General features: G+C 67.4%; 19 protein-coding genes. 1 reads left to right on the forward strand and 18 read right to left on the reverse strand.

Annotated features, from left to right (window positions below; all coding sequences use genetic code 11):
• Positions 1 to 12 precede the first annotated feature (12 nt).
• Both kdsA and ACTPOE_RS07105 read right to left on the reverse strand, forming a co-directional pair.
• Positions 13 to 867 carry a 3-deoxy-8-phosphooctulonate synthase gene (kdsA, locus tag ACTPOE_RS07100; protein ID WP_458871504.1) on the reverse strand — a complete coding sequence of 285 codons (855 nt, stop codon included), beginning with the start codon at positions 865 to 867 and terminating at the stop codon, positions 13 to 15.
• Between the two features lie 28 nt (positions 868 to 895).
• Entirely contained in the window at positions 896 to 2,578 is a 1,683-nt protein-coding gene (locus ACTPOE_RS07105; RefSeq protein ID WP_458871505.1) for a CTP synthase, read from the reverse strand.
• Positions 2,579 to 2,722: 144 nt separating this feature from the next.
• Here ACTPOE_RS07105 and ACTPOE_RS07110 point away from each other — a divergent pair, with 144 nt between their 5' ends.
• Entirely contained in the window at positions 2,723 to 3,100 is a 378-nt protein-coding gene (locus ACTPOE_RS07110) for a dienelactone hydrolase family protein (protein ID WP_458871506.1), read from the forward strand.
• A gap of 57 nt (positions 3,101 to 3,157) precedes the next feature.
• Here the strand turns inward: ACTPOE_RS07110 and ACTPOE_RS07115 are convergent, their stop codons facing one another.
• The 16 genes from ACTPOE_RS07115 to ACTPOE_RS07190 form a co-directional block, all read right to left on the reverse strand.
• Complete coding sequence (locus ACTPOE_RS07115) at positions 3,158 to 4,966, reverse strand: aminopeptidase P family protein (protein WP_458871507.1); 1,809 nt, start codon at positions 4,964 to 4,966, stop codon at positions 3,158 to 3,160.
• A gap of 10 nt (positions 4,967 to 4,976) precedes the next feature.
• Positions 4,977 to 5,630, reverse strand: coding sequence for a CoA transferase subunit B (locus tag ACTPOE_RS07120; protein ID WP_458871509.1), 654 nt, complete (start codon positions 5,628 to 5,630; stop codon positions 4,977 to 4,979).
• Positions 5,631 to 5,641: 11 nt separating this feature from the next.
• Positions 5,642 to 6,337 carry a CoA transferase subunit A gene (locus tag ACTPOE_RS07125; RefSeq protein ID WP_458871510.1) on the reverse strand — a complete coding sequence of 232 codons (696 nt, stop codon included), beginning with the start codon at positions 6,335 to 6,337 and terminating at the stop codon, positions 5,642 to 5,644.
• A 40-nt stretch (positions 6,338 to 6,377) separates the two neighbouring features.
• Positions 6,378 to 6,815 carry an acyl-CoA thioesterase gene (locus ACTPOE_RS07130; RefSeq protein ID WP_458871511.1) on the reverse strand — a complete coding sequence of 146 codons (438 nt, stop codon included), beginning with the start codon at positions 6,813 to 6,815 and terminating at the stop codon, positions 6,378 to 6,380.
• 89 nt (positions 6,816 to 6,904) lie between these two features.
• Positions 6,905 to 7,984, reverse strand: a complete 1,080-nt coding sequence (locus ACTPOE_RS07135; protein WP_458871512.1) for an ABC transporter ATP-binding protein — start codon at positions 7,982 to 7,984, stop codon at positions 6,905 to 6,907.
• Positions 7,977 to 8,780 (reverse strand): ABC transporter permease, encoded by an 804-nt coding sequence (locus ACTPOE_RS07140; protein WP_458871513.1) that lies wholly within the window; start codon positions 8,778 to 8,780, stop codon positions 7,977 to 7,979. Before ACTPOE_RS07140 ends, ACTPOE_RS07135 begins: the two co-directional genes overlap by 8 nt.
• Positions 8,781 to 8,782: 2 nt before the next feature.
• The gene (locus ACTPOE_RS07145; protein WP_458872777.1) at positions 8,783 to 9,523 is read right to left on the reverse strand and encodes an ABC transporter permease; all 741 of its coding nucleotides are present in this window, start codon (positions 9,521 to 9,523) and stop codon (positions 8,783 to 8,785) included.
• A gap of 199 nt (positions 9,524 to 9,722) precedes the next feature.
• Complete coding sequence (locus ACTPOE_RS07150) at positions 9,723 to 10,751, reverse strand: ABC transporter substrate-binding protein (protein ID WP_458872778.1); 1,029 nt, start codon at positions 10,749 to 10,751, stop codon at positions 9,723 to 9,725.
• A gap of 67 nt (positions 10,752 to 10,818) precedes the next feature.
• Positions 10,819 to 11,826 carry a zinc-binding dehydrogenase gene (locus ACTPOE_RS07155; RefSeq protein WP_458871515.1) on the reverse strand — a complete coding sequence of 336 codons (1,008 nt, stop codon included), beginning with the start codon at positions 11,824 to 11,826 and terminating at the stop codon, positions 10,819 to 10,821.
• 74 nt (positions 11,827 to 11,900) lie between these two features.
• Complete coding sequence (locus ACTPOE_RS07160) at positions 11,901 to 12,665, reverse strand: enoyl-CoA hydratase/isomerase family protein (protein WP_458871516.1); 765 nt, start codon at positions 12,663 to 12,665, stop codon at positions 11,901 to 11,903.
• 17 nt (positions 12,666 to 12,682) lie between these two features.
• On the reverse strand, positions 12,683 to 14,050 hold the full coding sequence (locus ACTPOE_RS07165; protein ID WP_458871517.1) for an amidase: 1,368 nt from the start codon (positions 14,048 to 14,050) through the stop codon (positions 12,683 to 12,685).
• Complete coding sequence (locus ACTPOE_RS07170; RefSeq protein ID WP_458871518.1) at positions 14,043 to 14,801, reverse strand: SDR family NAD(P)-dependent oxidoreductase; 759 nt, start codon at positions 14,799 to 14,801, stop codon at positions 14,043 to 14,045. The genes ACTPOE_RS07165 and ACTPOE_RS07170 overlap by 8 nt, the downstream gene beginning before the upstream one ends.
• Positions 14,802 to 14,904: 103 nt before the next feature.
• Positions 14,905 to 15,699, reverse strand: coding sequence for an alpha/beta fold hydrolase (locus tag ACTPOE_RS07175; RefSeq protein ID WP_458871519.1), 795 nt, complete (start codon positions 15,697 to 15,699; stop codon positions 14,905 to 14,907).
• A gap of 9 nt (positions 15,700 to 15,708) precedes the next feature.
• Entirely contained in the window at positions 15,709 to 16,509 is an 801-nt protein-coding gene (locus ACTPOE_RS07180; RefSeq protein WP_458871520.1) for a MaoC/PaaZ C-terminal domain-containing protein, read from the reverse strand.
• 44 nt (positions 16,510 to 16,553) lie between these two features.
• Positions 16,554 to 17,000, reverse strand: coding sequence for a VOC family protein (locus tag ACTPOE_RS07185; RefSeq protein ID WP_458871521.1), 447 nt, complete (start codon positions 16,998 to 17,000; stop codon positions 16,554 to 16,556).
• A 44-nt stretch (positions 17,001 to 17,044) separates the two neighbouring features.
• The gene (locus ACTPOE_RS07190) at positions 17,045 to 18,718 is read right to left on the reverse strand and encodes a class I adenylate-forming enzyme family protein (protein WP_458871522.1); all 1,674 of its coding nucleotides are present in this window, start codon (positions 18,716 to 18,718) and stop codon (positions 17,045 to 17,047) included.
• Positions 18,719 to 18,720: the final 2 nt, after the last annotated feature.

An 18,720-nucleotide genomic window follows, 5' to 3' on the forward strand; every position in this document is an offset into this window, starting at 1 on the left:
TATTCGGCGGCTTCACAGACCACCGTCGCGCAGCGCGCCGGACCGCTTGACGCAGCGGTCCAGCTCGGCCAGGCATTCCAGCAGGCCGCGCATCCGGTCCAGCGGCACGGCGTTGGGGCCGTCGGACAAGGCCTGGTCGGGATTCGGGTGGGTTTCCATGAACACGCCCGCCACGCCGGCCGCCACGGCCGCGCGCGCCAGCACCGGCACGAATTCGCGCTGGCCACCGGAATGCGTGCCCTGTCCGCCCGGCAGCTGGACCGAGTGCGTGGCGTCGAACACCACCGGGCAGCCTGTGCCGCGCATGATCGCCAGCGAGCGCATGTCGGACACCAGGTTGTGGTAGCCGAAGGACGCGCCGCGCTCGCAGACCAGGATGTTGCCGCCGTCGCCGCCGGCCTCGATGGCCGCCGCGCGCGCCTTGGTCACGACCTGGGCCATGTCTTCCGGCGCCAGGAACTGGCCCTTCTTGATGTTGACGGGCTTCAGCGTCGCCGCGCAGGCCTGGATGAAATCCGTCTGGCGGCACAGGAAGGCCGGCGTCTGCAGCACGTCCACCACGGACGCGACCTCGCGGACCTGGCCGGTCTCGTGCACGTCGGTCAGCACCGGCACGCCCAGTTGGCGGCGCACGTCGTCCAGGATCTTCAGGCCCTCGTCCATGCCCGGACCGCGGAAGGACTTGCCGGAACTGCGGTTGGCCTTGTCGAAGGAGCTCTTGTAGATGAAGGGAATCCCCAGCGCCCGGGTCATTTCCTGCAGGACCCCGGCCGTCTCGAAAGCCAGCTCGCGCGATTCGATGACGCAGGGGCCGGCGATCAGGAACAGGGGATGTTCGATGCCGGCCTGGAAATGACACAGTTGCATGGAGGCTCCTTGGACGATGCGGACGGACTCAGGCCCTTTCCGCCTGGGGCTTTTCCGACTCGGGCTTTTCCGCCTGGCGCCGCTGGCGGGCCAGCGCGGCCTGGATGTAGCTGGTGAACAACGGATGACCGTCGCGCGGCGTGGAGGTGAATTCCGGATGGAACTGCACGCCCATGAACCACGGATGCGAGGGGATCTCCATGATTTCCGGCAGATTCTCCGTGGGCGTGCGGGCGCTGATCACCAGGCCGGCCTCTTCCAGCCGATGGACGTAGACGTTGTTGACCTCGTAGCGGTGGCGGTGGCGTTCGTTGACCTCCGCGCCGTAGATTTCAAAGGCGCGCGTGCCCGGCTTGACGGGGCAGCGCTGGGCGCCTTTGCGCATCGTGCCGCCCAGGTCGGATCCCGCGTCGCGCCGCTCGACCTTGCCTTCGCGGTCCTGCCATTCGGTGATCAGCGCCACCACCGGATGAGCCGCCGAGGGATCGAATTCGGTGCTGTTGGCCCCGCCCAGACCGGCCACGTGACGAGCGAATTCCACCACGGCCAGCTGCATGCCCAGGCAGATGCCCAGGTAGGGGATGCCGTGCTCGCGGGCGTAGCGGATGGCCTTGATCTTGCCTTCGGTGCCGCGCTTGCCGAAGCCGCCCGGCACCAGGATGGCGTCCAGCCCGGCCAGGCAGGCCGTGCCCTGAGTCTCGATTTCCTCGGAATCCAGATATTCGATATGCACCCGCGAATGCGTGTGGATGCCCGCGTGGACCAGGGCTTCGGACAGGGACTTGTAGGACTCGGTCAGATCGACGTACTTGCCCACCATGCCGATGGTGACGGACTCGCGGGGATTTTCCAGGTCGTGCACCAGGCGATCCCAGACCGTCAGGTCGGCCGGCGGCGGCGTCAGGGCCAGCGCGTCGCAGACCAGGCTGTCCAGGCCCTGCCGGTGCAGCATGGCGGGGATCTTGTAGATCGAATCCGCGTCCCAGACCGAGATCACGGCATCCAGGGGCACGTTGGAGAACAGGGAAATCTTGGCGCGCTCGTCATCGGGCACGGGGCGGTCGGCGCGGCACAGCAGCGCGTTCGGGTAGATGCCGATTTCCCGCAGCTTCTGCACCGAGTGCTGGGTCGGCTTGGTCTTGAGTTCACCCGCCGAGGCGATGAAGGGCACCAGCGTCAGGTGCACGAAAGCGCACTGGTTGCGGCCCAGGCGCAGGCTCATCTGGCGCGCGGCCTCCAGGAAGGGCAGCGATTCGATGTCGCCCACCGTGCCGCCGATTTCCACGATCGCCACATCGGCCTGGCCGTCGAAGGCCGCCTTGGCGCCCCGGGCGATGAAGTCCTGGATCTCGTTGGTGATGTGCGGGATGACCTGGACGGTCTTGCCCAGGTAGTCGCCCCGGCGCTCCTTGCGCAGCACCGATTCGTAGATCTGGCCGGTGGTGAAGTTGTTGACCTTGTGCATCCGCGCGGACACGAAGCGCTCGTAGTGGCCCAGGTCCAGATCGGTTTCCGCGCCGTCCTCGGTGACGAAGACCTCGCCGTGCTGGAAGGGACTCATGGTGCCCGGATCCACGTTGATGTAAGGATCCAGCTTGAGCATCGTGACCCGCAGCCCGCGGGATTCCAGGATCGCGGCCAGGGAGGCCGCGGCAATGCCCTTGCCCAGGGAAGAGACCACTCCCCCCGTGACGAATACGTATTTGGTCATTTCATAGGAGCCCGGTGTGGACGGGCGCAGCGGGAAATTTGGATTATAACCGCTCGGTCCGGGCCATCGGGCCCTTCCGGGCCGCCCGATTCCGGCACTTTACCTCGCCGCCGGCCTCGCCTACCATGGTTTCCGGACCCATCCATGGAAGCCCTCCGGAAGGACGTCATGTCCAGGCTGACCACAAAAGATTTCGCGCCCGAATTGCTGGAACTCTATGACTTCTACGCGCACGGATTCATCGACCGGCGTAAATTCCTGAGCCGGGCGTCCCGGTTCGCCGCCGGGGGCCTGGGCGCCGCGGCCCTGCTGCTGCACTATGCGGGGCTGGACACCCGGGTCAACGCCGGCTGGCCGGCCTACGAGGCCGCCCTGAAGGCCAACGGCAAGACCTACGAGGCCCACGTCTACCCGGGCGTGAACCACGGCTTCCACAACGATTCCACGCCGCGCTACGACCGGGCCGCCGCCGAACTGGCCTGGAGCCGCAGCATCGCCTGGTTCAGGCGCTGGCTGGCGTAACGGAGCGGGACGCCAGACCGGGCACGCGCCTGGACACGGCCCGATCCGGACTAGGGCCTAAATCGCCTCCGTCCGCGCCAGCAGCCAGTCCCGCGCCGAGCCGTCCACCAGGGGCAGCAGGCGTTCGCGCACCCGGGCGTGGTAGGTGTTCAGCCACTCGACCTCGTCGGCGGACAGCTGTTCACGTACGACACAGCGCGTGTCGATGGGGCACAGGGTGACGGTCTCGAAGGCCAGGAAATCGCCGAATGCCGTGCGCCCGTTCGCCACGGCCAGCACCAGGTTTTCGATGCGAATGCCCCATTGCCCGTCACGGTACAGGCCGGGTTCGTTGGAGGTCAGCATGCCAGCCTTCATGCCCTGGTGGGGCCGCGCGTGGCCGCGCACGGAAATCGACTGCGGGCCTTCGTGGACATTCAGGAAGTAGCCTACGCCATGACCCGTGCCGTGGCCGTAGTCCAGGCCCCGGCGCCAGAGCGGCATGCGCGCCAGGGTGTCCAGCACGGACGATGGCGTGTCTTCCGGAAAACAGGCCCGCGCCAGGGCGATGTGGGCCTGCAAGACCGTCGTGTAATCGGCGCATTGCTCGGCCGAGGGCGTGCCGACGGGCACGACCCGGGTGATGTCGGTGGTGCCGCCCAGATACTGCCCGCCGGAATCGATCAGCAGCAGGCCGTCGCCCCGGATCGTCGCATGGGAGTCCCCGGTGGCGCGGTAGTGCGGCATGGCGCCGTTGGCGTTGAAGCCCGCGATGGTGGCGAAGCTGAGGCTGACGAAGCCCGGGCGCCGGGCGCGCGCCGCCGACAGGCGGGTATCGACGTCGATCTCTGTGATGCGCTCGCCCGCCGCCAGGGCGGCCTCGAACCAGGCGAAGAATTCGCACAAGGCGGCGCCATCCTGGGCCATGGCGGCCCGGATGTTCTCGGCCTCGGCGGCGTTCTTGACGGATTTCAGCAGCTGGGACGGGTTGATGGCCTCGACGCGCCGCGCCTGAGACGCATGCGACAGCGTGCCCGCCGTGACCCGCGCCGGATCCACCAGCAGCACGGCCTCGGCCGGCAGGGCCGCCAGATCGGCGGCCAGCGCGGCGTAGTCGCGCAGTTCCACTCCATCGGCCGCCAGGCGGGCGGCCAGCCCGGTGTCGATCTTGCCGGGCGCCACGTACAGGCGCACGCGATCCGTATCCAGCAGCGCATGCGCCAGGAAGACCGGGTTGTAGTCCACGTCGGCGCCACGCAGATTCAACAGCCAGGCGATGTCGTCCAGCGAGGACAGCAGGTGCCAGGCCGCGCCGTGTTCGCGCATCGCGGCCCGCACGGCGGCCAGATTGTCGGCCCGGACGCGGCAGGCGTGCGGCGGCATGTGCTCGAAAACCTTGGCCTCGGGCAGAGCCGGCCGGCCAGTCCAGACGGCGCCGACAGGATCCTGGTCCAGTACCAGCGCCACGCCGGCCCCGTCCAGGCCGGACCGCCAGCGGCGTTCCGCCGCCAGATCCAGCACCCGGCCGTCGGCCGCGACCCGGTCGCCACGCGCCAGGTGCGCCAGAACCCAGTCCAGCATGTCCGGCACGTCAGGCGCGCCGGCCCGCATCAGGGCGATGCCCGTACCCTGCAACTGCGCCTCGGCCTGGACCCAATAGCGGCTGTCGGTCCACAGACCGGCGAAATCCGCCGTGACCAGCAGGCTGCCCGCCGAACCATCGAAGCCAGACAGCCAGGCGCGCGCGGCCCAATGATCCGGCAGGTATTCCGACAGGTGCGGATCGGCCGTCGGCACCAGGCAGGCGGCCAGGCCGGACTGCGTCAGCCGCCCGCGCAGGGCGGCGATGCGATCGGCGGGCGTCGCCGGGGGATGTTGCGAGGTCACGGCGATTTCCCTAGGCGACGGCGGACACGTCCAGTTTGGCCGACGTCTTGGCGCGGATCTCGTCCACCGTCACGCCCGGGGCCAGTTCGGTCAGGCGCAGACCGTCGCCAGTGACTTCCATCACGCCCAGGTCGGTGATGATGAGGTTCACCACCCCCACCCCGGTCAGCGGCAGCGTGCATTCGGGCAGCAGCTTCTGGGATTCGGTGCCGTCCTTGGCCTTCGCGACGTGCTCCATCAGCACCACGACCTTGCCCACGCCGGCCACCAGGTCCATGGCGCCGCCCATGCCCTTGATCATCTTGCCGGGAATCATCCAGTTGGCCAGATCGCCCTTTTCGGACACCTGCATGGCCCCCAGGATGGCCAGGTTGATCTTGCCGCCCCGGATCATGGCGAACGAATCCGCCGAGGCGAAGATCGAGGAGCCCGGCAGGGTCGTCACGGTCTGCTTGCCGGCGTTGATCAGGTCGGCGTCGACCTCGTCGTCCTTGGGGAAGGGGCCGATGCCCAGCAGGCCGTTTTCCGATTGCAGCCAGACCTCCATGCCCTGCGGCACGTAGTTGGCGACCTTGGTGGGCAGGCCGATGCCCAGGTTGACGTAGAAGCCGTCCCGCAATTCCTGCGCGGCACGCGCCGCCATCTGTTCGCGATCCCAAGCCATGATCTGCCTCCTTATTGACGGGTGGTGCGTTGTTCGATGCGCTTTTCGGGATGCGCGTTCAGGACGATACGATGCACGTAGATGCCCGGCAGATGGACCTCGTCCGGGTCGAACGTGCCGGTGGGCACGATTTCCTCGACTTCGACGATGGTGATGCGGCCCGCCATGGCGACGTTGGGATTGAAGTTGCGCGCCGTGCGGCGGAACTTCAGGTTGCCGCTGCGGTCGGCCTTCCAGGCCTTGACCAGGGACACGTCCGGCACCAGGGACCGCTCCAGGATGTAGGTGCGCCCGTCGAACTCGCGAGTGTCCTTGCCCTCGGCCACCACAGTGCCCACGCCGGTGGCGGTGAAGAACGCCGGAATGCCGGCGCCGCCCGCGCGCAGTTTTTCGGCCAGCGTGCCCTGCGGCGTGAATTCCAGCTCCAGTTCGCCCGCCAGGTACTGGCGCTCGAATTCCTTGTTCTCTCCCACGTAGGACGCAATCATCTTGGTGATCTGACGCGTGGACAGCAGTTGCCCCAGGCCGAAGCCATCGACCCCGGCGTTGTTGCTGACGCAGGTCAGATTACGCACGCCCGAATCCCGCAGGGCGGCGATCAGGGCCTCGGGGATGCCGCACAGCCCGAAACCGCCGACGGCGATCATCTGGTTGTCGGCCACGACGCCGCGCAGGGCGGCCTCGGCACTCTCGTAGACTTTATCCATACAACGGTTCCTTCGTAGATGAACAGAAATCGATGGCGCGTCAGGCGGCGAAGCAGCGATCCAGCGCCTGCCGGTCGGCGTCGGTCCAGGGCAGGGGCCGGCCGGTGGCGGCGTCGGTGCACACCAGCACGTTGCGGCCACGCGCATGCAACGTCCCCGGATCCCCGGCGTCCGCGACCCAGCAGTCCAGCTCCAGGCTGGTCCGCCCGATGCGCACGAGCTTCATGCCGACAACGACACGGGCAGGATACATCAGCGGTTTGAGAAAATCACACGAGGCGTGGGCCAGTACGCCGTAGCGGCCCGCGGCTCCGTCCAGCCCCATCGCGACGAACAGCCGGACCCGGGCTTCCTCGAAATAGGAAAAATAGACCGCGTTGTTGACGTGGCGCAGAGCGTCCATGTCGCCCCAGCGGATATCGATCGGGGTTTCAAATATCCCGGAAGCGGGTTGCGTGGCGGAGGGGTCCGAAGGCATGAAGGGGCTCGCTCGTGGCATGACCGGATGGCCGAGAGCGCTCCGGCCCGCGGCCGAGGTATGGTACCACCGAGCCCGGACGCATGGCCTCAGCCATAGAAGGCATGCAGCGACCCGGGATCGAAATTGGCCCAGACACGATCCCCGGAAGCCAGATCCGAGACGATCCGGTTTCCGAAGGGAATCCGGATCTTGACGGGCTCTTCCCGGTCCGTGACGGAACTCACCTCGACCATGTTGCCCAGGAAGGTCAGGTCCCGGATCGTCACGGGCACACCGCATTCCTGCCTCGAGCGCGAGATGGAGATCCTCTCCGGCCTGAGCAGCAGGGCCGGCCGGCCCGGATCCGCCGGCCGCCCCTGGACCGGAACGCCGTCGATGACGATGCCGTCGCAGATGGACAGCTTCGCCCTGTTCTCCGCCACGGAAAGAATGTCGGCCGCCAGGAAATTGCTGTCGCCGATGAAGCCCGCCACGAAGCGGGTCGCGGGCTCCGCATAAAGCTCCCGGCCGGTTCCGATCTGCTCGATCCGGCCCTGGCTGAAGACGGTGATGCGGTCGGACAGGCGCAGAGCTTCCTCCTGGTCATGGGTGACGTAGAGAATCGTGACGCCCGTTTCCTGATGAATCCGCCGGATCTCGAATTGCAGCTCCTCGCGCAGTTTCTTGTCCAGGGCCGAAAGCGGCTCGTCCATCAGCAGCAGCGGCGGATCGTAGACCAGTGCCCGCGCCAGGGCCACCCGCTGCTGCTGGCCGCCTGACATCAGCGCGGGCTTGCGGCCGGCGAGATCCTCGAGATGGACGAGCCTGAGCGCCGCATGGACCCGGTCCTCGATCTCCGATTTCGCGCAGCGGCGCACCCGCAGGGGAAAGGCCACGTTCTCCCCGACGCTCAGGTGCGGGAAAAGCGTATACCGCTGGAACACCATGCCGATATTGCGCTTGTGGGAAGGCATCCGGAGCAGGCTCTCGCCGTCGAGCAGGACGTCGCCCTCGGTGGGGTCCTGGAACCCGGCCAGGATGTACAGGGTGGTCGACTTTCCGGACCCCGAGGGCCCCAGGAACGTCATGAACTCGCCCCGGGCGATGTCGAGCGTCACGTCCCGGATGGCGGTGAAGTCCCCGTAGTCCTTGCGGATCCCCTGTATGCTCAAGAAAGGTCTAGTCATCTTTTTGCCTCTTGCGGAACACAAGCGGTGTGAAAATCAACACGGAAGTGAGCGCCACCAGGATGGTCGAGACGGCGGCCACCACGGGGGTCAGGTCCTGCCTCAGGGTGGTCCATATCTTGACGGGCAGCGTCTGCAGCGTCGGGCTGGACATGAAGATCGCCAGGACCACCTCGTCCCAGGAAGCCAGGAAGGAAAAGACGGCGGCCGTGAACAGGCCGTGCCGGATGGACGGGACCGTGATCTTGAGCCGCGCCTCCCAGGGCGAGGCGCCGCACAGGATGGCGGCGTCCTCGATGGACTTGTCGAACCCGTCCAGCGCACCGCTGATCGATATGATGGAAAAGGGCAAGGCGATGAGCAGGTGCGCAATGACGAAGCCGACGGTGGTCCCGGCCAGTCCCAGCTTCAGGAACAGGGCATAGAGGGCGACGGCCAATACGATCACGGGCAGGATCATGGGCGTCAGGAAGAGCGCGCGGATCTGCTCCCTGCCGGCGAACTCGCCCCGGTTCAGGCCCAGGGACGCCAGGAAACCCAGGACGACGGAAAGCGCGGTGACGATGACCGCGATCTTCAGGCTCGTCAGAGCGGTATAGAACCACCTGGGGTCCGAGAACAGCTCGACGTACCACTTCAAGGTCCACGAGGGCGGCGGAAAGATCAGCCACTGCGAAGAGCCGAACGAAAGCGCGGCGATGAAGACGATGGGCAGGATCAGGAACAGCAACACCAGCCCCGTGACGATGACCAGGAAGTAGCGCAAGGCCCCCAGGCGGTTGAAATCCAGCAGCATGGCTAGTTCCTCTTGTCGACCTTCAGGTATCGCAACTGCAGGAAATACAACCCCAGAGTCACGACCAGCAGGACGAACGCCGCGGCGCCGCCCAACCCCCACTTGACCAGCGACTGGACCAGTTGGGCGATGAGCTCGGCGAGCATCATGCTCGAGGCGCCGCCCAGCAACGCCGGAGTGACGAAGTAGCCCAGGGACATCACGAAGATCATCAGGGCGCCCGCGGCGATGCCCGGCAGCGACAGGGGCAGCAGCACGCGCGTGAAGCTCTGCCACTTGCCGGCTCCGCACAGCGAAGCGGCGCGCAGGATCGAAGCGTCGATCGAAGAGATGACTCCCATGAGCGGCAGGATGATGAACGGCAGCATGATGTAGACCATGCCGATCGTCACGCCCGTGATGTTGTTCACCAGCGCCAGCGGGCTGTCGACGATGCCGAGATTCACGAGGACCTTGTTGATGATGCCCGTGCGCTGCAGCAGCACCATCCAGGCGTATGTCCTCGCCAGCAGATTCGTCCACATCGAGAGGACGATGACCGCGAGCAGGAAGACCGCCCATCTCCTGGGCAGGATCGCCAGTGCCCAGGCGACCGGAAACCCGACGACGACGGACACGATCGTCACGAGGGAAGCCACCAGGAAGGTGTTCGAGAACACCCTGAGATAGGTCGTCGAGCCGAAGAGGATCGCGTAGTTTTCCAGCCCCGGAGCCGGCTCGAGGACGCTGCGCACCAGGAGCATCAGGACCGGGACGATGAAGAACAACGCGATCAGCACGAGGGCCGGCGCGATGCATGAAACCGGGCCGGACAGGAACGGCTTTTTCACCGCCCCCCGCCCACCGGCCCCGCCCGTCGAAATCGAAGCAACCATATGGCGTGTCTCCACCTTCGAGTCCGGGCCGCCGCGGCGGCCCGCTCCAAACATCATGCCGATCCCGTCACTGCGCCTGCCACGCGTACCAGCGCGTCCCGATCTCGTCGCGATGCATGGCCCAGTACCCCAGGTTCGCGTTGACCTGCGTGGCGGCCTGCTTGTCCGGCAATGTGTCGCGGATCTCCTTGGGCATCAGCGTGGGCGCGACCAGATTGATCGGCGCATAGCCGGTGAGCTCGTCGAATTTCGCCTGCGAAGCGGCACTGGTGGCAAAAGCGATGAACTTCATCGCCGCCGCCTTGTTCTTCGCGCCCTTCGGCACGACCAGCATGTCGGCGGCCGTGATGTTCTGATCCCAGGATGTCTCGACATTGACGCCCGTCTTCGTCAGCGCGGTCAGACGGCCATTCCAGAAGAATCCATAAGGAGTCTCGGCCGAGGCGAGCAGCTGCTGGGATTGCGCCCCGCTGCTCCACCAGACGATGCTGGACTTGATGGTGTCCAGCTTCTTGAAGGCCCGATCCAGGTCCAGCGGATAGAGCTTGTCGGCGGGCACTCCGTCGGCGAGCAGGGCGGCCTCGATGACGCCCGGGGCCGACCACTTGTAGAACGTCCGCTTGCCGGGAAATTTCGCCAAGTCGAACAGGTCGGCCCAGGTCTTCGGGCAGGCCTTGACGGCATCCTTGTTGCACCCGATGACGAAGGAATAATAAAAGCTCCCGACTGCGTGATCGGTGACGAAGCGCGGGTCCAGACGGCTCTTGTCGATGATGGAGAAGTCCAGTTTTTCCAGCATGCCCTCCATGCCGGCCCGGACCGCGTAATCGCCCTCGACGTCCACCACGTCCCACGCCACGTTGCCGGATTCGACCATGGCCTTGATCTTGCCGTAGTCGGTGGGCCCGTCCTGCAGGACGGAAATGTTCTGGGCCTTGGAAAAGCCGTCGGCCCAGACGCTCTTCTGGGCGTCCTGCGTGGTCCCGCCCCACGAGGTGAACACGAGGGATTGCTCCGCGGCGAAGCCGCCCGCGGAAAACGTCAATGCGGCAACGAGGAAAAGCGGCTTGATTTTCATGATCTGTCTCCTGTGTATTGATAGTGGAATCATGGTGCGCGCGCCGAGGCGCCGGGTCGGCGCGGTTCTTCTACAACCTTCTACATCACGAAGCCTGGACGCCGTCCGGCACGACGACGATCTTTCCGAAGCATGAGCGGCTCTCCAGTTCGCGCATGGCATCCTGTATCCCGCTCAGCGGAAACACGGCATGGATCACCGGATCGAACTCGCGGCCGGCCATGATCCGCAGCAACTGCCGCAGGTCTTCGGTCTTCCATCCATCCGATCCCCGGATGTCCATCTCGCGCGTCCACAGATACCGCAGGTCGGTGGCCGCCTCGAAACCGGTGGTCGCGCCGCAGCACATCAGCCGTCCGCCATGCTTCACGGACCTCAGGGACTGGGGCCAGGTGGCGGTTCCGGTGAAGTCGATCACCATGTCCGCCCCCTGCTTGCCGGTCAGGTTCCAGACCGGCTTGCCGAACTGCCCATCGGGAGCGACCACACATTCGTCGGCGCCGATCGTCTTCAGCCGCGCCGCCTTGTCCTCGCTGCTGGTGCAGGCGATGACGTGCGCACCGGCCCGCGCGCCCAGCTGGACACAGGCGACCCCGACCCCGCCACTGGCACCCACGACCACCAGGGACTCGCCGGCCTGCAGCCGCCCCCGGCTGTGCAGCATGCGATAGGCCGTGCCGTAGGCCGTGGGCAGGCAGGAATATCCGACGAAACGCCCGGCCTCCGGCAGCGGCAGCAGGCCTTTCGCCGACACCACGACGTATTCAGAGAATCCGCCCCAGTACGCCTCGCCCAGCATCTCGCCATTCCAGAAGGGATCGATCAGGACCGGGGCTCCTGTCTCCAGGCCGGACACCTCCGGCCCGATCGCCTCGATCCAGCCCGCCACGTCGCAGCCGCCGACGTGCGGCATCTCGATGACGCGGCCCGGCATCCCGTCGCGAATGAAGAGGTCCAGCCGGCTGAGCGAACACGCCGCGACCTTCACCAGGACCTCGCCCGCGCCCGGAACGGGCCGGGCCACGTCTTCCACCGAAAGGACCTCGGGGCCGCCGTGCCGGCGCATGACCGCCGCCTTCATGTTCTGTGCCATCTGTTCATCTCCATCCTCATTCTGGAAACCGCGCGAAGCCAGGAGCGCGCTCGACGAACGCGCCGCACGGCGACTCATCGGCGCGTTCCCGGTTTATCGGCAAAACGTTCGTGCGCCTGCCGTATGGCAATTCCTCTCTGCTCCGAATCCAGCAACTCGGCCCGCCGCTTTTCCCACCGCACCCTGTCGGCCCGCCCGGCCTCCAGGTCCGCCAGCAGCCGCTTCGTCGCCCGGATGGCGTCCGCCTGCCACCCATCGAGCCGCTCCAGGTCCCCGACCGCCGCATCGACGGATTCCCCCTTGGGTACGATCCGGGAGAACAACCCGGCGCGACGGGCCTCGTGGTCATCGAACCGCTCGCCCGTCAGCAGCAGGCGCCTGACGGTGTCCCGCGGATAGGACCGCCCGATGCGCTCGACCGCCGCCGGGTTGTACAGGATCCCCAGGCGCACGGCGGGGATCTGCACGAAACTGCCGGCGCCCGCGATCCGGTAGTCGCACGAGAGGGCGATGTCGGCCGCGGCGCCCATGCACGGCCCCTCGATCGCGGCGACGACGATCCGGTCCGAATCGAGAATCGCGGCGACGACGCCGGCAACCGCGTCGTCGTAGCCGAGGTCCCGGCTCGTGCCCGTCAATTCGCGGAAATCCGCCCCCGCGCTGAAGCACTGCGCGCCGCCTGTGAGCACGATGCCGAGGGTCTCCGCGCCGGCCTGCCCGATGGCCTCGGACAGGCCTGACAGCATGCCGCGGGACAAGGCGTTCCTGGACGCGAGGTCGTTCATCTCCAGCACCAGGACCGTGCCTGCGGTCGTTTTCTTGATGAGGTCTGCGCGCATGGGCTTGTTTTCCGGTCTCAGGTCCACATCGAATCCAGCCGGCCGCGATCGAACGCGACCGCTTCCTCGAAATCCTGCGCAACGTCCAGCAGCAGCCGTTCCTCCCCCGCCCTGGCCACGATCTGCACGCTCACCGGCAGGCCGTCGGCCAGGCCGCACGGCACCGCCGCCGCCGCGACCCCGCCCACGTTGAACGGCGCGGTGAACGGGAACGCGCCCCATAGCCGGTCCACGGCGACGCCACGGATGAACCTCGGCCGTTCCCCCAGCGGAAAGGGCGGCACGGCCGTCGCGGGGGTCAGCAGGATGTCGTAACGATCGAAGAACGCGGCGAGACGGTCGCGGAAACCCGGCAGCAGCGCGCGGGCGCGCCCGACGTCGGCCGGGTCCAGCGTCACGGCGGCCTCGAGGGCGGACCGCTCGTAGCGCGTGAGCCTGTCCGGACAAAGTGCCAGAAGATGCCCCCGCTCGCGATGCTCCTCCTCGAGGACCAACGGTCCAAAAATATCACTCCAGCCCTGGATCGGAGGATGATCTTCCTCAAGGGAATGGCCCAGGCACTCGAAAATCCCGGCGGCGCTTTCCACCAGGGCCGCCACGCCGGGATCCACCGGCCGGTTCTCGGGCGCCGGACAATAGCAGACGCGCAGGGGCCCTCTGCCCGTCCCGCGTTCGAACCGCGCATCCGCCAGCACGCCCAGAAGGATCCGCGCATCGGCCACGGACCGGGCCATCGGCCCGGCGCTGACGAAGGCCGACATCCCGCGAAACCCGTTTTCGTCCCCGCAGAGGCCGGGGGACGGCTTGAGGCCGAAAATGCCCGAGAACGCCGCGGGAATGCGGACCGACCCGCCGCCGTCGGACCCCACGGCGACCGTGGTGAGCCGGGCCGCGACCGAGGCCGCCGACCCGCCGCTCGAACCCCCGGCGGTGCGGGCCGGATCCCAGGGGGTCGCGGTATCCGGCCCCAGCAGATTGTCGGTCGTCGCGGACTGGCCGAATTCCGCCGTATTGGTCTTGCCCAGGAAGACGGCGCCGGAGGCGCGCAGCCGGCGCACCAGGCCGGAGTCGCCCTTGGAAACCTGGCCCCGGAACACGTCCGAGCCCAGGCTGGTCCGGACGCCCGCGACATGGAAGGCGTCCTTGATGGCGACCGGAATGCCGGCCAGCGCGGCGTCCGCCTTCCCCGACGCGTAGGCGCGCTCGGCCTCCCGCGCCTGCGCGAGCGCCAGGTCGCGGGTGATCTCGACGTAGGCATGCAATGCGCCGTCGTGCCGTTCGATACGCTCGAAGAACGCCTCGGCCACCTCGACCGGGCTGAGCGAACGATCCCGGTACGACCCGACGAGCTCCGCGATCGAGAGAAGGCTGACGTCCTTAGCCATGGGGGTGGACTCCCCCGCTGATGCCGTAGACCTCGCCCGTGATGTATCCGGCCCTGTCCGACAGGAGGAACGACACCAGCGCGGCCACGTCCTCGGGACGCCCGACCCGGCCCACGAGGGAGCGGTTCTCCGCATAGCCGTCGAAGAATTCGGCCGGGTAGATCTTGCGCAGGAAATCGTTGTAGATCAGGCCCGGCGTGATGGCGTTGACGCGGATGCCGTGCCGGCCGTTCTCGGCGGCGGCGACGCGCGTCAGGGCCAGCACGCCCGCCTTGGCGGCGGAATAGGCGGCCCCATGCTCGGTGGACGTTTCGTAGGCCGCGATCGAGCTGATGTTGACGATCGCCCCGCAACCCCGCTCGATCATCGCGGGCAGGATATGGCGCATCGTCAGGAACGTCCCCGTCAGGTCGATGTCCAGGCAGCGCCGCCAGTCCGCGAGGGCCAGTTCCGCCACGGGCGCGATGGTGGACCAGCCGGCGTTGTTGACCAGCGCGTCGATCCGGCCTTTCTCGTCCAGCACTTTCGCAACGCAGCGCTCGACCATGTCCGCGTCGCCGACGTCGAGGGGAACCGCCAGGAACGAACGGCCATGCCGCCCGGACAGCTGTTCCGCGAACTCGCGGCAGCGGCGCTCGTGCGCATCCGTGATCACCACATCGTAACCGTCGTCCGCGAGCTGCCGGGCGATCGCGCCGCCGATGCCCGCGCCGGACGCGGCGGTTATCAATGCCACTTTGCCTTCAACCATGTCATCATCTCCTTGGATCGAACCGTTTGCGTCGCGGACGGGCCGGGAACCATCGCCCCCCGATCGCCATGCCGCGTGGAAAGAGAAAGCGCCGGCCGCGATTTCAATCGGCCAGGGCCCACCGCAGGGCCCGCGTCACCGCGTCTGGGTTGTCCACGTTCATCAGGTGTCCGGCATCGGGTATCGCCATGAATTCGGCGCCTGGCAAAGCGTCCAGGACGATCGATGCCGCCTTTTGGGGGCAGAACCGGTCATGCTCGGCGCCGATCACCACGACGGGGGTCTCGATCCGCGACAGGCGCGGCGTCAGCGGCTCGGCGTGCAGGCCCATCATGGCCCGGGCGGCGTTGACGTAGCCCCGACCGTCCCCGACAGCCGCGAGGCGCGCGGCGACGATCCGGTCCAGGGACTCGTGCGCCCTGAAAAGCCCCGCTTCGGTATCGGCGCGCATCGCCGCCCTGAACTCGGCCGAGCCGGTGTCGGCGGCCTGGGCGATCCGGTCCTGGTAGAACTGGACGGCCGACCGGCCAACGACCGACGAGGTCCCCAGCACGACCGACTTCCGGACCAGGTCCGGACGCTCGGCGGCCGCCCAGAGGGCGATGGTGCCTCCCAGCGAGAACCCGACGACGATGGCAGGCCCGGTGACCCGCTCGATGAAGGCCAGCAGGTCGTTGCCCAGTTGCGCCAGGGTGCCGTCGCACCGGCCGGGGGATGTCCCGCCGTGCCCGCGCAAGTCGCAGGCGAAGCCGCGGAACCGGTCGCCGAGGGCCTGCTGCTGCCCGCGCCAGGTGCGGAGATCCTCGGCCAGTCCATGGATGAACACGACCGGATCCCCGGTCCCCTCCACGGTGTACGCCACATCGATATCGTTGATGATCGCCCGATTCATTTTCATGACCTCTTCTCAGCCGAACACGGCCTTGCCACCGCCCAGGACCACCTCGCCTTTCGAGAGGGTCCGGAAATGGATTCCGTCGTCCCGCCGGCCGGACGCCACCGTCAGCGAATCCCCGGGCAACACCGGCGACGTGAGCCGGGCTTCCAGGTGGCGGAGATCGGCCGGATGGACGCCATGCTGGCGGGCGACGACGCGCGCCGAGATCCCGAGGGTGCACAGGCCATGCAGGATCGGCCGGGGGAAGCCGTTGGCGCGGGCGACCTCGGGATCGATGTGAACGGGATGCAGGTCGCCCGTCAAGCGGTACAGCGCCGCCAGTTCGGGGCTCGTCCCCGTCTCGGTGGCCTGCGTGAACGCCACTTCCGCCGCCGAGGAAGCCGACGGCCCCCGGTCCCCGCCCCACCCGCCCATGCCGGGCAGGAAGATCGTGTAGGTCGCGGTGAAGAATTCCGAGTCGACCTCGATCTCGACCAGGGCCGCCTTGCCCTTGTCGAAGACATGGGCCACCCCGCCCCGCATCTCGATGCTTCCGGATGCCGGCAGCGGCCGATGGACATGGATCTTCTGGGCGACGTGCAGGGACGCCTTGGGGTCGTAGGCGCCGAGCCGGCCGGCGGACTCGACGGCCCACAGGCCCAGCGCGCAGCCGAAGGTCGGCAGGACGCGCAGGTCACGTTCGTAGACCAAGTCGAGTTCGGAGGCGGCGGCCCCCACGGCGAGCGCGTACAGGATCGCCCTGTTCGCGTCGTATGCGGACACGTGGGCGCCGAGGTCCTTTCCGGCCAATTGAGCAAGATCGTCGGGCATGGCTGTTTCCGGTGTCTGTGCGCGGGATCGTCCGGTGCCGGACGCTACTTGACCCATTCCTGGACTTCCACGAGCACGCCGTAGCAGCTCGCCGGATGGATGAACACGATCCTCACCTCGGAGAAGACTTCCCCGCGGTATTCGTAGTTCCTCAGGACATAAGGCTCGTCGCGCGTGAGCCGGACACCCTTCGCCTTGAAGTGGGCGATCGCCTCGTCCAGGTTGCGGGTCCTCACGCAGATTTCGTGGATGCCCTCGCCGCGTTTCTCGATCGCCTGGGACAGGGGGCCGGTGCCGGTCGCATCGGCGACGATGGCGATTCTTTCCTTGCCGATCCAGACTCCGCGCTGGATCAGCTCGATGCCCTCCAGGAGCTCCGAGGCCAGGCCATCGGCGGGCGCGGCGAAGATTTCGCTCAGCCGATCGGTCGCCTTGTCCAGATCCTTCACGGCGATGACGATTTCCTGCATGCTGTAGAACAACGGTTCCATCACGTTCTCCTGTCCTTTCGGGTTGGAATCAAGTCAAAATACGATCACTGATCGGCACGGCTGGATTCGATGACTTCCCAGAGCGCGATCAATTCTTTCTTCACGACCTTGCCGAACCCGCTGCGCGGCAGCCGATCGACGAAATAGACCCTGCTGGGCACCTTGTTGCGCGAGAGCCGGCCCTGGCAGAACGCCCGGACATCCGCTTCGGCGAGTATCCGTCCCCCGTCGGCCGCCACCACCATGGCCACGAGATCCTGGCCCAGGATCGGATCCGGAATCGCCAGGACCGCCGCGTCGGCCAGGCCCTCGTGGCCCAGGAGCACTTCTTCGACCTCGGCCGGATAGAATTTGAATCCACCCCGGTTGATGCGGTCGCTCTTGCGGCCGGTGATCCGCAGCAGGCCGTCTTCCTCGCCCACGAAACCGATATCCTCGGTGCGCACCCAGCCGTCCGCATCGATCCGCTTCGCCGTCTCCGCTTCGTTCAGGTAGTAGCCCACCATCTGTCCCGGAGCCCGCAGGAGCACCTCGCCGGATTCCCCCGGCGCGCACCGCCTGCCGCCCTCGTCGACGACGGCGAGTTCGGTCGGCCATACCGGCTTGCCGATGGCCGTGGGATCGAGATCCATGTCCGGGCCGAAATTCAGCGTCTGGCCGACCATGGTTTCGTTCAAGGCATACCAGTTGGCGATGGCGGCCCGCGGCCAGCGCTCCCGCATCGACCGGTAGAGCGCCGCGGTCATGGGGGCGCCGCTCGCGGTCATGACCTGGACCCTGGCGGCCCTGGAATCGTCGCTTGCCGGCCGCTGGCACATCATCGCGTAATGGGCCGGCGCGCCCGCGTAGATGGTCGTGCCGGCAAGCGCCATTTCCCTTTCCTCGGCCTCGGGGTCGAACCGGCGGCCCCGGTAGCTCAGGGTGCATCCCGCCAGCACCGCCGCATACAGCGTATTGACGATGCTGGTGGGCAGATAGGCGGGCACGGGAGACTGGATCACGTCGTCCGGACCGACGGGCCGCCCTCCCCGCGGCGCGGCGAACACGCCATTGACCATTCTTTCGGCCAGCCGGACGCAGCCGCCATGGGTGATCATCGCGGCCTTCGGCCGACCGGTCGTTCCGGACGTGAAGGCGAGCAGCGCGCAATCATCCGGCCCCGGGCGCGGCGCGTCGGCGGACCGGTCCTCTCCGCCCTCCGCGGAGGCGACGAGGCCGAAAGCGTCGCCCTCGGCGGCGAAGAGCATCAAGTCCAGGGGATCGCTCCCCGCCGGCAGGCCGTCCGGGACGAATTCGCGCACCTCTTCGTCCTTGCGTGACGACAGCAGGCCCCGACTGACGATCACGGCGGTCGCCGCGACGTCCCGGGCGAACCGCCGGACTTCCGCCACGCTGAGGCGGTCGTCGAGGGGAGCGACGATGCAGCCGCCATCCAGCACCCCGTGCTGCGCGATCACCACCTGGCGCGCGTCGGCCGTATCGACCCAGACCAGAACCGGGGTCTTGGGCCAGTAGGCGCCGGACGACCTGAGCCTTACGGACACGGCCCGGGCGCCGTCCAGCCATTCGCCGAAGCGCAGGCTGCCCGCGGGCGACCGGACGGCGACCGCATCCGGCGTCGCCCGGACACGTTTTTCGAGGAGATCCGGCAGGGTCAGTCCGCCCGCTCCCTCGAAATCGAGGGTCCTCAGAAACTCACTGATTTCCTTGCGGCTCACTT

It is taken from the genome of Castellaniella sp. WN, from assembly GCF_054457555.1.

Excerpts from the sequence above, each read along its gene's own strand:
- kdsA (WP_458871504.1), bottom strand. The coding sequence starts at position 867 with ATGCAACTGTGTCATTTCCAGGCCGGCATCGAACATCCCCTGTTCCTG.
- ACTPOE_RS07105 (WP_458871505.1), bottom strand. The coding sequence starts at position 2,578 with ATGACCAAATACGTATTCGTCACGGGGGGAGTGGTCTCTTCCCTGGGC.
- ACTPOE_RS07110 (WP_458871506.1), top strand. The coding sequence starts at position 2,723 with ATGGAAGCCCTCCGGAAGGACGTCATGTCCAGGCTGACCACAAAAGAT.
- ACTPOE_RS07120 (WP_458871509.1), bottom strand. The coding sequence starts at position 5,630 with ATGGCTTGGGATCGCGAACAGATGGCGGCGCGTGCCGCGCAGGAATTG.
- ACTPOE_RS07125 (WP_458871510.1), bottom strand. The coding sequence starts at position 6,337 with ATGGATAAAGTCTACGAGAGTGCCGAGGCCGCCCTGCGCGGCGTCGTG.
- ACTPOE_RS07130 (WP_458871511.1), bottom strand. The coding sequence starts at position 6,815 with ATGCCTTCGGACCCCTCCGCCACGCAACCCGCTTCCGGGATATTTGAA.
- ACTPOE_RS07135 (WP_458871512.1), bottom strand. The coding sequence starts at position 7,984 with ATGACTAGACCTTTCTTGAGCATACAGGGGATCCGCAAGGACTACGGG.
- ACTPOE_RS07140 (WP_458871513.1), bottom strand. The coding sequence starts at position 8,780 with ATGCTGCTGGATTTCAACCGCCTGGGGGCCTTGCGCTACTTCCTGGTC.
- ACTPOE_RS07145 (WP_458872777.1), bottom strand. The coding sequence starts at position 9,523 with ATGCTCCTGGTGCGCAGCGTCCTCGAGCCGGCTCCGGGGCTGGAAAAC.
- ACTPOE_RS07155 (WP_458871515.1), bottom strand. The coding sequence starts at position 11,826 with ATGGCACAGAACATGAAGGCGGCGGTCATGCGCCGGCACGGCGGCCCC.
- ACTPOE_RS07160 (WP_458871516.1), bottom strand. The coding sequence starts at position 12,665 with ATGCGCGCAGACCTCATCAAGAAAACGACCGCAGGCACGGTCCTGGTG.
- ACTPOE_RS07165 (WP_458871517.1), bottom strand. The coding sequence starts at position 14,050 with ATGGCTAAGGACGTCAGCCTTCTCTCGATCGCGGAGCTCGTCGGGTCG.
- ACTPOE_RS07170 (WP_458871518.1), bottom strand. The coding sequence starts at position 14,801 with ATGGTTGAAGGCAAAGTGGCATTGATAACCGCCGCGTCCGGCGCGGGC.
- ACTPOE_RS07175 (WP_458871519.1), bottom strand. The coding sequence starts at position 15,699 with ATGAAAATGAATCGGGCGATCATCAACGATATCGATGTGGCGTACACC.
- ACTPOE_RS07180 (WP_458871520.1), bottom strand. The coding sequence starts at position 16,509 with ATGCCCGACGATCTTGCTCAATTGGCCGGAAAGGACCTCGGCGCCCAC.
- ACTPOE_RS07185 (WP_458871521.1), bottom strand. The coding sequence starts at position 17,000 with ATGGAACCGTTGTTCTACAGCATGCAGGAAATCGTCATCGCCGTGAAG.